Consider the following 13,998-nt stretch of genomic DNA (forward strand, 5'->3'; position numbering starts at 1 on the left):
AATGACAAATGACCAATGACTAATAACTAAATATGAATTCCACATTCTGTTTTCTCACTTCCCCGCCAGCGTCCGGCGCGTTCGTCTTCGCCTTCACCTACTTTGGTGGTGATGGGTTCGTCGCCAATACTGGGATAACCTTTGTCGTGGAGAGGGTTGTAGATGACTCCGTGTTCGGCAACGTAAACCCAGCTGTCTTGGCGTGTCCAGGTGGCTATGGGATTTACTTTCAGCCGACCTTTACCGTCTAATTCAAATATGGGCATATTCGCACGGGTTACTGCTTGGTCACGGCGGCGTCCGGTAATCCAAGCAACGCTGTTGAGTTCGTCTAAACCCCGTAATAATGGTTCAATTTTTGTAATATTGTGGAATTGGGCAATATCCTTGTCCCAGAGTTTGTCGCCGTATTTGGCTTCAAAGGCTTCGCGGGTGTCTACATCTGGAGTTTTGAAAGTTTGCAAATCCAGGTTGTAGATTTGTATGGCTTTGGCTACTAATTCTAGGCTTTGTGGGAAGTGGTGCAAGGTATCGAGAAAGATCACAGGAACGGGATGCTTCAGTTCACTGTAAAGAATATGAGTAATTATCATGTCATCCACGTTAAAGGCGCTTGTTTGCACCAGTCCCGTTGGGATATTCTCTATAGACCATGCCAGTATTTCTTTGGGAGTGGCAGTTTCAAATTGCTCATTTAATTTTTCTAAGTCAAAAGCGATCGCTTGGTTTCTAGATGCCGTGGAGACTGTCATGATAATCTTCTGTTCAAATATTTCTACCTTGATTAAGATCGATCTTACTCCATGAAGACGCCTATTCCGCTCGGATATAAGGTAATTATTTTGTGCGGAAATTACTACACTTTGAGAATGGGGAATAGGACAAGAAAAATAACCAGATTAAATACTTAGCTTAAATTATACCATAACTTAAATAATGGTATTTATTAAGAAACGTTACGGTAATTTAAGTTTTACATTACTTTTATAGATATTTATACTGATTTTGATATGGTTAAGGAACTATTAATAAAAAGGATTTTACTTAAATGAACAATGCAAAATTCAGGAATCCATTAGGTCAATCTATAATTATGGGTGCTTTAATGATGTTAACCAGCGTTGGGATTATTACAATAATGAACTTTTTCTAAAATTAAGATTTTTTATTTTAGCAATAAGACTTCACATAGTTCCGCTCAAAACTGAGTGGGACTTTTACTTTTTTCATCCAGATTAATCCGTGTGTATTAATTTTCTGCTGTGACTTTCGGCAGAGAATAATTCTGAAGCCGTGTTCTTACGTAGTTTTGCAGTCAGAGAATTTAGAATAGGGATGCGATCGCTATTTACCTTACTCCTAGTGACCGACTGGCGCTTTCGCTCCTGCACCGCCTTTACCCAGAAATAGCAACAGAGGTAATGAGCAAAGGAACCCTATCCCTACCACTCGAAAGCAATCTGCGTAAGACAAAACCGCAGCTTGAATATCTACTGTTTGACTTAATAAAGCTAGTGCTTGTTGTTGCGCTGTTGCCGCATCCATGCCTTGGCTTTGAAGTGCCCCATTGAGGAAGTCGAGGCGCTGACTGGTTTCTGGGTCATAAGGACTAAGTTTTGCTAATAGGATGGCTCGATGAAAAGCTTCTCGTCGGTCAAGCAAAGTGGTGAGTAGAGCAATGCCTATGCTACCACCCAGTTGTCGAGTGAGGTTGTAGAAACCAGAGCCTGCAGAAATATCCTGTTTGGGTAGCGGGCCTAAAACTGCCAAACTCAAAGGCAGAAACATCAACACAGTAAAAGCCCCACGCCATACCAATGGCCAAAATAAATCATCTATGCCAGTTTGTGGGGTAATTGCTGCTAGTTGAAACATGACTCCAGACGATCCGACAGCGCCCATTGCAATTAAAAATCGGGCATCAATTTTACTAGACAGTTTGCCTAATAAAACCATCACGATCGCAGACGCTAAAGCACCAGGCGCTAACAATAGTCCTGTCTGCGTTGCCGTAAAGTGCAACACACTCTGAGCAAATATCGGCACAGCAAAGAGTGTGCCATAAAGCCCCATACCCACCACTGCTGAGAGAACGCTTCCCGCAGCTAAAGAACGGTGGCGCAAAACTTTCAAATCCACAGCCGGGTGATCTGTTTTCACTTCTCGCCAAATAAACAACCCCAAGCCGATAATACTGGCGATCGCTAACGTAGTGATGAAACCAGAGGAAAACCAGTCGTCTTGCTCTCCTTCCTCTAACAAAGTTTGTATAGAGCCGATAGCAATAACCAAAAACCCAATCCCGAACCAATCGACAGCTTGGCTTTGTGTCTCGCTCTTATCTTTATCTTTGAGCAAAAATACAAAGGACATAGTTACTGCAACGATCCCAAAGGGAATATTAACAAAGAAAATCCACCGCCAGCCTAAACCATCTACCAAAAATCCTCCCAAAGTTGGGCCGATGGCTGGGCCAGCAATTACACCTACCCCAAAAACTGCCTGTGCTAAACCTTGTTCAGCAGGTGGAAAAGTCTCGAACAAAATCGCTTGGGCTTTAGCTAGCAATCCGCCACCACACAAACCTTGAAGAATTCGAGAAAAAACTAGCATCGGCAGATTAAATGCCAAACCGCATAAAACCGAGGCCAGGGTAAAGCCAATCAACGAGAAGATAAAGTAGGTTTTGCGTCCAAAGTAATCTCCCAGCCATGCAGATAAGGGAATTAAGACGACATTTGCGATCGCATATCCAGTTACCACCCAGCCTACTTCACTGACAGTTGCACCCAAACTAGCCTGTATATCTGTCAGGGCAACGTTAACAATACTAGTATCAATTACTTCTAAAATTGCACCAAGAGAAGCCGTAAAAGCGATCGCCCACTTCAATGGCCCGTGGACATAACCAAATTCGTCAAAACTAGAACCTTTAATGTTGGTAGCCATTATTTAGCACAAATAATATTTGGGAGATGTCAAGCAATGCCAAGGCTAAAATTAAGTATTGTATATATACGCTACGGTAGCGTATCATATGAAACCGGTCAAGAGAGTTTTTCCTGAAATGTGGCAGAAATACCTATGCTAAAGATGGATGGTCATTGCTGCTGTTTTAGTGCATGAGAATTGGGTTATGAGGCTTATTTCGTTTCCCAGAAGTTATGTTCTATGCCCAAAAGTAGAAGCAGATGGCCAAGAAGATATTGCTTGGGAATGATATTTTTATGAGTAAGCAAATCAACAGCACCTCTGGACGCCCACGCAGCATCCACGCCGACCAAGCTATTCTGGAAGCAACTTTGGATCTGCTTGCAGAGGTAGGATATGAAAGCATGAGTATAGAAGCGATCGCTTCTCGTGCTGGAGTTGGTAAAACAACCATCTATCGGCGTTACACTTCCAAAGAAGAACTAGTTGCAGACGCGATAGAAAGTCTGAGAGATGATTTAGCGATCCCCGATACTGGCAGCTTTTGGGGAGATATGGATATCCTGATTAATAATGCCGCCAAAAAAATAGATAGTCCCCTTGGTCGTCAGACACTTGCACTGATTGTTAGTACAGCGTCTAGCAATCCTCAATTTGCCGAGGTCTATTGGACAAAATATACAAAACTCCGACGTGAAGCTTTTTCTAAAATACTTGAGCGTGCCAAGTCTAGAGGCGAAATTCACAAGGATGCAGACGTAGACTTAATTATCGACCTTGTAAGCGGTTCACTATATTATGCACTGATCTTCAAACCCACAACTGAGCCAGTAGAAGCATACATGCGCCGCACCATGAATCTTCTGATAAAGGGAGTAGGGAGTAGGGAGTAGGAGAGAAGTTGCAGTAAATTTTTCCCCTCTGCCCCTCTGCCTCTCTGCCTTTTGTCTCCATTCCCCATTCCCAACTTGTTAGCAAAATAACTTTTCATCATAGGTCATAAATGAGATGATGGAGGAATTAGAGAAAAAGGTGAACAATTGTTATTTTTCTCCCTCCGCTTCTGGTTGCAGAATGGCATCACAATATTGAATGAGGGTTGTCAAGCGATCGCTAATCGTTTGAAGTCTCGTTTGTATAGTAGATGCTTGCCGCGCTCCTTGGAAAAACATCACATCTATTTCCAACAGGCGCAATTGCTTGCTCATCTCCGTTTGATAAGACTGCACTCGCCAGTTTTCATCAGCCAAAGGCACAATCTGTTGCCCGAAAAATTGCTGCAACGTGACTACACGCTGCCGCAGTTCTGGCGCAGCGATTTGGGTAGTTGTGGCATCGGAGCGTAATTGCTCTAACAAAGTTACGAATGCCAGATATTTCTCACGGTTTAAAGACATCCAGTGCTAGTTAAGATAGTATTAATGTCAAGTAATTTTTCTTCTACAATAAACTTTCTTAAAGACTTATCAGCACTAAAAGCCTCAAATCGTGATTTGGGGCTTTGTTTGCCATCAATGGATTTTCTTATGATCCTTGAAACTCAAACTGGATGACTACCATTGGCAATTGGAGAATCATCCTTACACTGCTTTTTCCACCCGTCTTTGGGCAACAGCATCTTTTCAGGGTGATGCTGCTAGTTTTATTTATCATTCACTTATCTACCGATCCTCTCTAAACCCAAATTGTATGAGCAGTATAGCGATAAATTCATCAGTTGATCTTGCCATTCCCGAATGGTTGAAAAAATGTTTGAAGGAGTCATCAACAAGTAGCGGCGCAGGGGAAGATGACAGAAAGCATAATGATGCAGTCTTAATTGGTCGAGCATTTGAATTTGCTTACCAACTGCATCAAGGTCAACAGCGCAAATCTGGAGAACCATACATTGCTCATCCCATTGCTGTGGCTGAATTGCTGCGTGACTTGGGAGGCAGTGCTGCTATGATAGCAGCTGGATTTCTCCATGATGTCGTTGAAGATACAGAAGTTACAAGTCAAGACATAGAAGAACGCTTTGGCGCAGAAGTGCGGCAATTGGTTGAAGGTGTCACCAAGCTTTCTAAAATCAATTTCACCAGCAAAACCGAAAGCCAAGCCGAAAACTTCCGGCGGATGTTTTTGGCAATGGCGCAAGATATTCGGGTAATTGTGGTGAAATTGGCAGATCGTTTGCATAATATGCGAACTTTACAATATATGTCAGAAGCCAGCCGCCGCCGCAGTGCCCAGGAAACACGAGATATATTTGCACCCTTAGCCAATCGCTTGGGGATTTGGCGAATTAAATGGGAACTGGAAGATTTGGCTTTTAAGTATTTGGAACCGGAAGCTTACCGCCAAATGCAAGAGCATGTTTCTGAAAAACGGACGGCGCGAGAAGAGAAATTGGCTAGAGCTACGAACATGTTACAAGAGCGTTTGCAGCAAGCCGGAATCCACTTTCAGGAGATCAGCGGTCGCCCCAAGCACCTTTATAGCATTTATCAAAAAATGCACCGCCAGCAAAAGGAATTTCATGAAATTTACGATTTGGCAGCGCTGCGAATAATTGTTCAAACCAATGAAGAATGCTATCGGGCGTTAGCGGTTGTTCATGATGCTTTTCGCCCAATTCCTGGAAGATTTAAGGACTACATTGGATTGCCAAAACCTAACCGTTACCAGTCGTTGCACACTGGGGTGATTGGACTAACTGGCCGTCCTTTAGAGGTGCAAATTCGGACAATCGAAATGCATCATATCGCTGAGTATGGGATTGCCGCCCATTGGAAGTACAAAGAAACTGGAGGTTCTAGTATTAGCCATTTGACAGGGACGGATGACAAGTTTACTTGGCTACGGCAGCTGCTGGAATGGCAAACCGATCTTAAGGATGCACAAGAATATCTTGATAGCGTCAAAGATAATCTATTTGAAGATGATGTCTATGTCTTCACCCCTAAGGGGGATGTTGTTCCTTTAAGTCCTGGTGCTACGACTGTAGATTTTGCTTATCGCATTCATACAGAAGTCGGAAACCACTGTTCAGGGGCGCGGGTGAATGGGCGAATGGTATCTTTGTCAACGCGGCTACACAATGGCGATATTGTAGAAGTTCTCACCCAAAAGAACTGCCATCCGAGTTTGGATTGGTTGAACTTTGTCAGAACTTCAGCGGCGAAATATCGAATAAAACAATGGTACAAGCGATCGCGCCGGGAAGAAAATGTTACCCGTGGACGGGAGTTGTTAGAAAAGGAACTTGGTAAAACTGGTTTTGATAGTCTGCTGAAGTCGGATGCGATGCAGATTGTTGCCGAAAAGTGTAACTACCACAGCGTGGAAGATTTACTTGCCGGTTTGGGTTACGGAGAAATTACGTTGAACCTAGTATTAAATCGCTGGCGAGAAGTAGCCAAGGGACAACAACCAGTTTCCACTGTGTCGCCATTTATCCCTAAAGAACCAGGGATATCAAAAGCTTTACGAGATGCACCTCCAACTACCTCACGCTCCAGTGATTCGCCAATTTTTGGGGTGGAAGGTTTGGTATATTATTTAGCTGGGTGTTGTACCCCGATTCCTGGCGAACCGATTATTGGTGTGGTGACGCGAGGTAGGGGGATTTCAATTCATCGCCAAGGCTGCCATAATCTGGAGACTGTGGAGTATGAACGCTTAGTACCAGTTAGATGGAACCCAGCCGCCGAAAATAGTGGTCGTCCGCACACGTATCCAGTAGATGTTCAAATTGAAGCCCTTGATCGTGTAGGGGTGCTAAAGGATATTTTGTCACGGTTAAGCGACCAAGGGATTAACGTCCGTCATGCCCAGGTGAAAACCTCTGTTGGCCAACCTGCATTGATCGACTTAGGAATAGATATACGCGATCGCTCTCAACTAGAGCAAGTCTTCGTCCAAATTAAGAAAATGAGCGACATTTTGAATATCCGCCGCGTTGGTCAAATTGACGAGTAGGTATCTTAATTGGTAAGGTGCGTTCACGCAGTGTAACGCACCAATTTTAGTTGCGATTTCACTTTAAAGTTTCGCTGAAATAGTCAGCCCTAGTCATACCTGGGCGATTGCTTCTAATGGCAAAATTACTGTAAATGTAGACCCTTTTCCTAGCTGTGAATCTACTTTAATTTCACCATCCATTAACTGAACCAATCGAGAGACTATTGCTAAACCTAATCCTGTACCATCAGAACTTTGCACTTTTGGAGCAGTTACTTCCCGAAAATAGGGATTGAAGATTTGTGCTTGAGCATCTGGAGAAATACCAATACCACTATCAGTAACGGAGATAGCCCACTGCTGTTGAGATAACGTCCAGCACTGCAAATGAATTGAACCAGATTCTGTGTAGCGAATTGCGTTACTGAGCAGATTTGTCAGAATTTGCTGAAGCCGAAGAGGATCTGTGATAACTTGACTTGGGGCGCGTTCGCATTCAACAATCAAGGATAATTCTTTAGCACGCGCTAGTGGGTCTATTATCTCTAAAACAAAGTTGATTAAACTACGCACATCGGTTAAAGTAGGCTGCAATTTCATCTGTCCGGCATCACAGCGCGAAATTTCCAAAGTATCGTTAATTAACCGGACAAGAAGTCTACCACTCTTGAGAACTCGCTCGATACTTTCAAGATTTGCATAGGTGTCTTTGAGTTCTGGTTGTTGACGCTGCTGGCGCAGAAATAAGTCTGCGTAACCGATGATTGAAGTCAGGGGCGTTTTCAGTTCATGAGCCAAATGAGAGAGATTATCTTTATTAGCGCGAACCAAACGAGTTAGTTCTTGGTTAGTCAACCGCAACTGACTTTGGAGTTGTTTAAGCTCTTGTAATCGTCCTTGAGTATAACTGTTAAAGCAACGGGCGATCGCTTCATCAATTACTGTATCAATCAGGCGAACAGCCCTTAGCACATCTTGTGCAGATCCCTGTAATAAATCTTCTTCTAAAAACGAAAAAATTACAAACCGGAGTAAACGATACTCTCGCGCAATTTCCGCTGGTTCAAATGCCTGTTGGGCGCGAAGTGTGCCGTGTTCTAAACTTGCATCTACTACTGTCTGCAAATCGCTCGTTTCAGATTTAGAAAGTACTGTTGCTAATGCGTTCAAAACACGCGGTAAGCTATCCCGTACAGCATTAAAAGTAAGTTCATTAGTAGCTTCAATTTGTTGATCCTGGTAAACCGCTTCTACCCATTGATCGAGAATTGCATCACTTTTTGCAATTAGAGTCTGACTAAAATCCATCTTCTGCCTAACCAAACACAGCGAAGCCTGCTCCACTATAGCTAGATTAGTACGGCTGATGTCAAGTTGGCAACTGACGGAAGATGGAGGTTAGTGAAAAAACAGTTTCTTGCTAAACTAATTACTTTAGTTTATTTCACCATCGACACAAGAGCGATCACTTAACTAGATAGATTGTGGTTACAGACATAGTACGACAACTCAACACCATTAAAATTGTGAGTATATTTAGATAAATATATTTTGCAGAGACACGATTAATCGCGTCTCTTAGTTTTTACGGACATCTCAAAACAACTTGATTTTTCTTCACTTCAACAGAGATTCGCGCCAAGCTTGGTGCGACAATTACCCAAGGTTACTCTAGTCAAGACCAGCTAATTACCTTGGATGCTCATTTACAAATGTTGAGCAAAGCTGGGTTTAAGATAGTTGCAGCGCCTTGGAAATATTATGGTGTGGCGGTCTTTGGTGGCTGGCTGTGAAAATTTGAGGTTTTGGATCTCTAGATTTGGGATTTTTCTGTCTCTCATGGGTATTTATAGCATTAACAGCTTGATAGTAACAAAACAGCAATAAATAATATTATTTCTGTTGATAAGAACTAATATATAAACGCATTAGGTCTGTAAAGGAGGTCTTGCTAACTCACACAAGGGTTTTAGCTTAAACTTGCGCTAATTAAGCTGGCTTTGTATTTTTATACAATATTTCCACATCATAAGTACCCATGAGGGTACGATCAATCCTCTACAGACCTATCCGAAAATACAGAGTAGAAAATTTCCTTCAGAAAAAAAACCAGGGACACGCGATTTGGATTCGTTTTTCTGCTCCTTTCTCCAGTGGAGTTAAAGCCACTGTTTGCCATCACTTAGTTTCAAAAGGAGAATATCTTGGATGGCTCGAAATAAAAAGAAATCAGCCGGGTTCAAGCATGAGCATCCACTCGTCTCTAGATGCCCTATTTGTTGTATTATCCCGCCCCACATGCTGGAAAATGTCGTGGTGAATGGCAATCCTCAGCAGCGGAGTTGGGCTTTTCATACATTAAATGTTTCAGCACAGCTTCGCGGACGCAGAGATGTCATAGGTAGTATCTCCTTTGCACCTTCTCCAGGCGAGAAGCGGCGCACCATCTACGATGCAAAAAATGGACAGCAACTCCCTGGCACATTGGTGCGTGCTGAAGGAGATCCACCAAGCAGTGATGCATCAGTAAATGAAGCCTACGATGCGGCTGGTGCTACTTATGACTTATTTCATGAAATATTCGATCGCAATTCCATTGACGACAAAGGACTACGTTTAGACTCCACCGTGCATTATGGCGTTAAATATGACAACGCCTTTTGGAACGGCGACCAAATGGTTTATGGTGATGGCGATGGAGAAATGTTTCAACGCTTCACGAAATCAATTGATGTGATTGGGCATGAGTTAGCTCATGGGATAACTCAGTATGAAGCGGGTTTGCAGTACTATGGCGAACCAGGGGCACTAAATGAATCGTTTTCTGATGTCTTTGGTTCCTTGGTGAAACAAAAGTCCAAAAATCAGACTGCACAAGAGGCAGACTGGCTCATTGGTGAAGGTCTTTTAGTACCGACTGTCAAAGGTGTTGCCCTCCGGTCAATGAAAGTACCGGGAACAGCTTATGATGATTCGGTATTGGGTAAAGATCCCCAACCAGCCCACATGAAAGATAAATATACTGGTGTTGAAGATAATGCTGGAGTGCATATAAACTCAGGAATCCCTAACCATGCCTTTTATCTAGCGGCTGTGGAGATTGGTGGGTATGCTTGGGAAAAAGCTGGCAAAATATGGTATGTGGCTTTACGCGATCGCTTGCGTGCCAAAGCAGATTTTAAAAAAGCTGCCAACGTCACCATTCAAGTTGCTGGCGAACTCTACGGTAATGACAGTAATGAGCAAAAAGCTGTGCGAAATGCTTGGCAAAAGGTAGGAATTATTTAGGAGTGATGAGTGAGGAGTTAGGAATTAAATGTTCAATACCTTCCACTGCCTCACTCAAGACTCAGGACTGCTTAATCTGTTGTTTGTTGTTGTTAAACTGGGAGGTGAGAACTATCATCTCCCAGTCTTAGTATGTATTCCAACTAAATAACACAACGGAGAGCAAAAAAATGCGGGTATCATTTGAACGCACGGGCGGCTTTGCTGGAATTACCAAGAAGACAACCGTTGATACAGACACTCTCCCGCCACATGAAGCTGCCAAACTTCCACAATTAGTGGAAGTTGCTGATTTATTTAGGCTACCGGAACTAATTACCTCACCAAATCCCCAGAGCGATCGCTTTCAATATAAGTTAACAGTAGAAGATAACGGTAAGCAGCATACAGTGACTGTCAGTGAGTCTGCATTGCCAGGAACCTTAAGACCCCTAATTGAATGGCTACAGACAGTTGCACAGAAAAGGTAAAAAGTAAAAAGAATTATTTATAAGTCTCTGACGCTGTAGAATATCTCCTCAATGGTCACAATTGTGGCAAAGTGGTAGTAACGTAATTCGTAATTATGAATTATGTAATTCATTTTTATTAGTTACTCTCAGGGTTGAGTTCGTTGATTTCTCTGCACTTAGCCTCTGCGGCTTGATATGCTGCCAGATAGTCTTGACCACCCAACATTACATCACCGTAATATTCATAAGGTGGATCGCCATAAATTGGCAATGGATCGTCTTCTGGATAATCTTCTTTTGATTCTTCAATGATGGCTTTCAGTTTTTTAACAGTCAGACTATGTGCTGCAAAATACCAGATTTCTTGGGGATTTTTGTTCAGGTGAGGTAATGTGGGATCGATAATGCGGACATCGGAGGCGTCGTCTAGCTCAATCCAACTGTGTTCAATCGGTCTATATGGCTTCCCAGCAAAAGCTAAAAATCCCTGAATATATCTTGCTCCCTCAGTAGATAATGCTGCTTTATAAGCATTATCAAATGGAGTGCTAGCTTTGCTGTTTATCTGTTCAGCAATTTTGATTGACAGCGTTTCATCCAATAGTTTGTTCATCAATAGCAAGGATTAGAGCAGCCATGAAAACATATTACCACTGCTACTTACCATTTTGCTTGGGCATGGGGCATTGGGCATTGGTTATTCACTAATGACAAATGACAAATGACTAATAACTAATGACAATCACACTTTTATTCTCTTCCCAAAAACAAATAAATATGTGGAAAAGTTAAGAGCGCACAGCTAGCTGCACGCCCTTACTATGTTTATCTATAAAATCACGGGGTTGTGGAGGGATCGAGTTTTAGCCGAGCCGTTTTGGGACGACAAGGACTTCCCCAACAAACCTGCCCAGAGGGCATATTAGTAAAAACACTACTACGAGCGCCAATTACGGCATTAGCCCCGATTTGCACTCCTGGCCCAACAAAACAATCTGCCGCTACCCATGCACCATTTTCAATGGTGATACTCGCTGTTTTCAACCCAAAGGCCGGATCTTGGAGATCGTGAGTACCAGTACACAGGTAACTTTTTTGGGAAACTACGCAATGTTCACCGATATGGATCTGATCGAGGCTGTATAAAACTACGTTATCTCCAATCCAACTGTAGTTGCCAATAGTGACTTTCCAGGGGTAAGTGAAGCGGGCCGTGGGTCGAATTAATACACCTTTGCCGATATGAGCGCCAAATAATCGTAGCAAAGCACAACGCAGAATATTTAACGGTTGAGGAGTTAGAGGAAAGGCGATCGCTTGTACAAACCACCATAATAAAACATACCAACTTGGACGCCCCCGGTCAAACCAAGATTGGTCATATTTACGTAAATCTACGAAAGGTTGGTCATTAGTCATTATCAGGAATCAATGGTCAATAGCTTTGCTTCTGCTTCTCTGCTCCCCTGCTCCCCTGCTCCATCCTTCGAGATAGTTGCAGTATTCAAGTGACCACCACAGTTGCGTAATTCGTAAAGTTTAACGCCAATTTGATATTCATATTGACTCAGCAAACTTGCATAGATATATCCTGCTTTGCCATCTAAAAAACCGCGTTGAATTATATAAAACAAAACAAATCGCAGAATAGGTTTAAATGGTAGGCGTACCCACACTTTTTTCAAAAATCGTTTGCGTTGTACAGCATCACCAAATAGATTAGCGCCGATAGTACCGCTATCATCTTTACCTGTAAGAATATTAAAATAAACCCTGGCTTCCCAGTTTGAATAGCGGTTATGGCGTTCTAACCAGTGGTAAAGGTCGCGGAAGTCCTCGTGGAGCATATCATTTTTGAGATACCCAACTTTCCCTTGCAAAATCACGTGTTCGTGAACTTCGTTATCACCAGTATTAGGAATATCTTCTGTATTTAAATTTTCGTAGCGACCTTTTTTATGTTGAAATAAACGTAGATTCCAATCAGGATATTTACCACCATAACGAATCCATTTTCCTAAGAAAAATACGCGGCGGTTGAGATAATAACCTGTATATTCATCATTTTGAATTACTTGGTCAATTTCTTGCCAAAGTTCAGGAGTGATGCGCTCATCACAATCTACAATTAGCACCCATTCATTACGAAAAGGGAGATTATCTAAAGACCAGTTTTTCTTTTTGGGCCAGCGTCCATTGAAGTTGAATTGCACGACATTTACACCGTGACTTTTGGCAATTTCAATGCTGTTGTCGGTACTTTGAGAATCTACTACAAATATTTCATCTGCTCTGCTGAGGCTAGCAAGGCAAGCAGGCAAGTTAGCTTGTTCGTTTTTTGCCGGAATTAGTACTGAAACTGGTATTTTAGATGACATATTGAGTAGAAATTATGTTACTGATTATTTCTTATTTGATGTAGATAAAAGACCCTGAATAGCAGCATTTAAGTAACCAATCTGACCGTAAGCATACACCAGTTTGTCAAACCGTTCTGCTGGATCGGAGAAATATTGTAATGCCTTATACAAGCCTCGCACAAACCTTTCGCTACCTCGCTGTAATTGAGCGATCCCAGCTTTACCAGCGAGTTGTTCTCGATAGCATTCACTGATACCCTGCCACCAGCCTCGGTTTAAAAACCAGGAGCGTTGGAGGCGCTCTGGGGCTACATTGTGAGCGACGAGTGCTTTGGGAAGATAAGCGACTTGCCAACCACGCTGTAGGGCGAATTCGGTCATTTGCAGTTCTTCATTAGATAATAAATTTTTACCCACTCGACCGAGATGAGGATCGAAACCGCCAATTTCTTCTAGGAAACTGCGGCGGATGGAGTAATTTAAGCCTCTGGGTGTTGAGCCAGGTTGCTCAATGTAGATGTTACTGTCACCTAAGTCGTATGCACCCAGATTCGCAGCTAGCCCCGGAGATAGCCACCGTGGTTGTTGAATTCCTGAGGGCCACAGGAGAGTGACTTTGCCACCTGCGATCGCTAGCTTAGAATTATTGTAATAGGCAGAATATAAAACTTGTAGCCAGCCCTTACTGGCAACGGCATCATCATCTAAATAAGCAAGAATATCACCACTGGCTACCTTTGCACCCGTGTTCCGGGCGACAGATAAACCAATGGTGGGTTCAAAAACATACTTCAGGCGCGGATTGTGGGTTCTTTGTTCTACAACCTCACGAGTGCGATCGCTAGATCCATTATCAACTATCACAATTTCAAAGTCAGCAGCAAAATCCTGTGCTAAAAGACTATCAATTGCAGCCCCTAAATAGGTATCTCGATTGTGAGTACAGATAATGGCAGAGATTTGGATGTCTGGCATAGATTGAATTTTGGATTTGAGATTTGGGACTTTCCTTCGGAACGCTACAC

General features: G+C 42.7%; 12 protein-coding genes and 1 pseudogene. 5 read left to right on the forward strand and 8 right to left on the reverse strand.

Annotated features, from left to right (window positions below):
- Positions 1 to 26: 26 nt before the first annotated feature.
- Both cysH and V7L12_RS00475 read right to left on the reverse strand, forming a co-directional pair.
- Positions 27 to 752, reverse strand: a complete 726-nt coding sequence (cysH, locus tag V7L12_RS00470) for a phosphoadenosine phosphosulfate reductase (RefSeq protein ID WP_335081080.1) — start codon at positions 750 to 752, stop codon at positions 27 to 29.
- A 607-nt stretch (positions 753 to 1,359) separates the two neighbouring features.
- The gene (locus V7L12_RS00475; RefSeq protein ID WP_335081082.1) at positions 1,360 to 2,949 is read right to left on the reverse strand and encodes a DHA2 family efflux MFS transporter permease subunit; all 1,590 of its coding nucleotides are present in this window, start codon (positions 2,947 to 2,949) and stop codon (positions 1,360 to 1,362) included.
- Positions 2,950 to 3,227: 278 nt separating this feature from the next.
- Between V7L12_RS00475 and V7L12_RS00480 the strand changes: the two genes are divergently transcribed.
- On the forward strand, positions 3,228 to 3,824 hold the full coding sequence (locus V7L12_RS00480; protein WP_334817970.1) for a TetR/AcrR family transcriptional regulator: 597 nt from the start codon (positions 3,228 to 3,230) through the stop codon (positions 3,822 to 3,824).
- Positions 3,825 to 3,974: 150 nt separating this feature from the next.
- On the opposite strand, the gene patD is transcribed toward V7L12_RS00480, so the two are convergent.
- The gene (gene patD, locus V7L12_RS00485; protein ID WP_335081084.1) at positions 3,975 to 4,328 is read right to left on the reverse strand and encodes a heterocyst frequency control protein PatD; all 354 of its coding nucleotides are present in this window, start codon (positions 4,326 to 4,328) and stop codon (positions 3,975 to 3,977) included.
- A 292-nt stretch (positions 4,329 to 4,620) separates the two neighbouring features.
- On the opposite strand from patD, the gene V7L12_RS00490 reads away from it, so the two are divergent.
- Complete coding sequence (locus tag V7L12_RS00490) at positions 4,621 to 6,891, forward strand: RelA/SpoT family protein (protein WP_335081197.1); 2,271 nt, start codon at positions 4,621 to 4,623, stop codon at positions 6,889 to 6,891.
- A gap of 93 nt (positions 6,892 to 6,984) precedes the next feature.
- Here V7L12_RS00490 and V7L12_RS00495 read toward each other — a convergent pair whose 3' ends face one another.
- Positions 6,985 to 8,181 carry a HAMP domain-containing sensor histidine kinase gene (locus V7L12_RS00495; protein ID WP_335081087.1) on the reverse strand — a complete coding sequence of 399 codons (1,197 nt, stop codon included), beginning with the start codon at positions 8,179 to 8,181 and terminating at the stop codon, positions 6,985 to 6,987.
- 317 nt (positions 8,182 to 8,498) lie between these two features.
- On the opposite strand from V7L12_RS00495, the pseudogene V7L12_RS00500 reads away from it, so the two are divergent.
- From V7L12_RS00500 to V7L12_RS00510, 3 genes and pseudogenes are all read left to right on the forward strand, one after another.
- Positions 8,499 to 8,666 (forward strand): annotated as a pseudogene (locus V7L12_RS00500) (class I SAM-dependent methyltransferase); the annotation flags it as partial.
- A 415-nt stretch (positions 8,667 to 9,081) separates the two neighbouring features.
- The gene (locus V7L12_RS00505; protein WP_335081089.1) at positions 9,082 to 10,161 is read left to right on the forward strand and encodes a M4 family metallopeptidase; all 1,080 of its coding nucleotides are present in this window, start codon (positions 9,082 to 9,084) and stop codon (positions 10,159 to 10,161) included.
- Between the two features lie 170 nt (positions 10,162 to 10,331).
- The gene (locus tag V7L12_RS00510; protein WP_335081091.1) at positions 10,332 to 10,631 is read left to right on the forward strand and encodes a protealysin inhibitor emfourin; all 300 of its coding nucleotides are present in this window, start codon (positions 10,332 to 10,334) and stop codon (positions 10,629 to 10,631) included.
- Between the two features lie 118 nt (positions 10,632 to 10,749).
- On the opposite strand, the gene V7L12_RS00515 is transcribed toward V7L12_RS00510, so the two are convergent.
- The 4 genes from V7L12_RS00515 to V7L12_RS00530 all read right to left on the reverse strand — a co-directional run bounded on the left by V7L12_RS00515 (position 10,750) and on the right by V7L12_RS00530 (position 13,948).
- Positions 10,750 to 11,226, reverse strand: coding sequence for a hypothetical protein (locus V7L12_RS00515; RefSeq protein WP_335081094.1), 477 nt, complete (start codon positions 11,224 to 11,226; stop codon positions 10,750 to 10,752).
- 224 nt (positions 11,227 to 11,450) lie between these two features.
- Positions 11,451 to 12,032, reverse strand: coding sequence for a hormogonium polysaccharide biosynthesis acetyltransferase HpsU (gene hpsU / locus V7L12_RS00520; protein ID WP_335081097.1), 582 nt, complete (start codon positions 12,030 to 12,032; stop codon positions 11,451 to 11,453).
- A gap of 2 nt (positions 12,033 to 12,034) precedes the next feature.
- The gene (locus V7L12_RS00525) at positions 12,035 to 12,991 is read right to left on the reverse strand and encodes a glycosyltransferase family 2 protein (RefSeq protein WP_335081099.1); all 957 of its coding nucleotides are present in this window, start codon (positions 12,989 to 12,991) and stop codon (positions 12,035 to 12,037) included.
- A gap of 24 nt (positions 12,992 to 13,015) precedes the next feature.
- The gene (locus V7L12_RS00530) at positions 13,016 to 13,948 is read right to left on the reverse strand and encodes a glycosyltransferase family 2 protein (RefSeq protein ID WP_335081101.1); all 933 of its coding nucleotides are present in this window, start codon (positions 13,946 to 13,948) and stop codon (positions 13,016 to 13,018) included.
- Between the last annotated feature and the right edge of the window lie 50 nt (positions 13,949 to 13,998).

The sequence above is a fragment of the Nostoc sp. genome (assembly GCF_036918245.1).
GTDB lineage: Bacteria > Cyanobacteriota > Cyanobacteriia > Cyanobacteriales > Nostocaceae > Nostoc.

Coding starts and splice junctions, on each gene's coding strand:
- V7L12_RS00515 (WP_335081094.1), bottom strand. CDS start 11,226: ATGAACAAACTATTGGATGAAACGCTGTCAATCAAAATTGCTGAACAG.
- V7L12_RS00530 (WP_335081101.1), bottom strand. CDS start 13,948: ATGCCAGACATCCAAATCTCTGCCATTATCTGTACTCACAATCGAGAT.
- V7L12_RS00480 (WP_334817970.1), top strand. CDS start 3,228: ATGAGTAAGCAAATCAACAGCACCTCTGGACGCCCACGCAGCATCCAC.
- hpsU (WP_335081097.1), bottom strand. CDS start 12,032: ATGACTAATGACCAACCTTTCGTAGATTTACGTAAATATGACCAATCT.
- V7L12_RS00490 (WP_335081197.1), top strand. CDS start 4,621: ATGAGCAGTATAGCGATAAATTCATCAGTTGATCTTGCCATTCCCGAA.
- V7L12_RS00510 (WP_335081091.1), top strand. CDS start 10,332: ATGCGGGTATCATTTGAACGCACGGGCGGCTTTGCTGGAATTACCAAG.
- V7L12_RS00525 (WP_335081099.1), bottom strand. CDS start 12,991: ATGTCATCTAAAATACCAGTTTCAGTACTAATTCCGGCAAAAAACGAA.
- V7L12_RS00495 (WP_335081087.1), bottom strand. CDS start 8,181: ATGGATTTTAGTCAGACTCTAATTGCAAAAAGTGATGCAATTCTCGAT.
- cysH (WP_335081080.1), bottom strand. CDS start 752: ATGACAGTCTCCACGGCATCTAGAAACCAAGCGATCGCTTTTGACTTA.
- V7L12_RS00475 (WP_335081082.1), bottom strand. CDS start 2,949: ATGGCTACCAACATTAAAGGTTCTAGTTTTGACGAATTTGGTTATGTC.
- patD (WP_335081084.1), bottom strand. CDS start 4,328: ATGTCTTTAAACCGTGAGAAATATCTGGCATTCGTAACTTTGTTAGAG.
- V7L12_RS00505 (WP_335081089.1), top strand. CDS start 9,082: ATGGCTCGAAATAAAAAGAAATCAGCCGGGTTCAAGCATGAGCATCCA.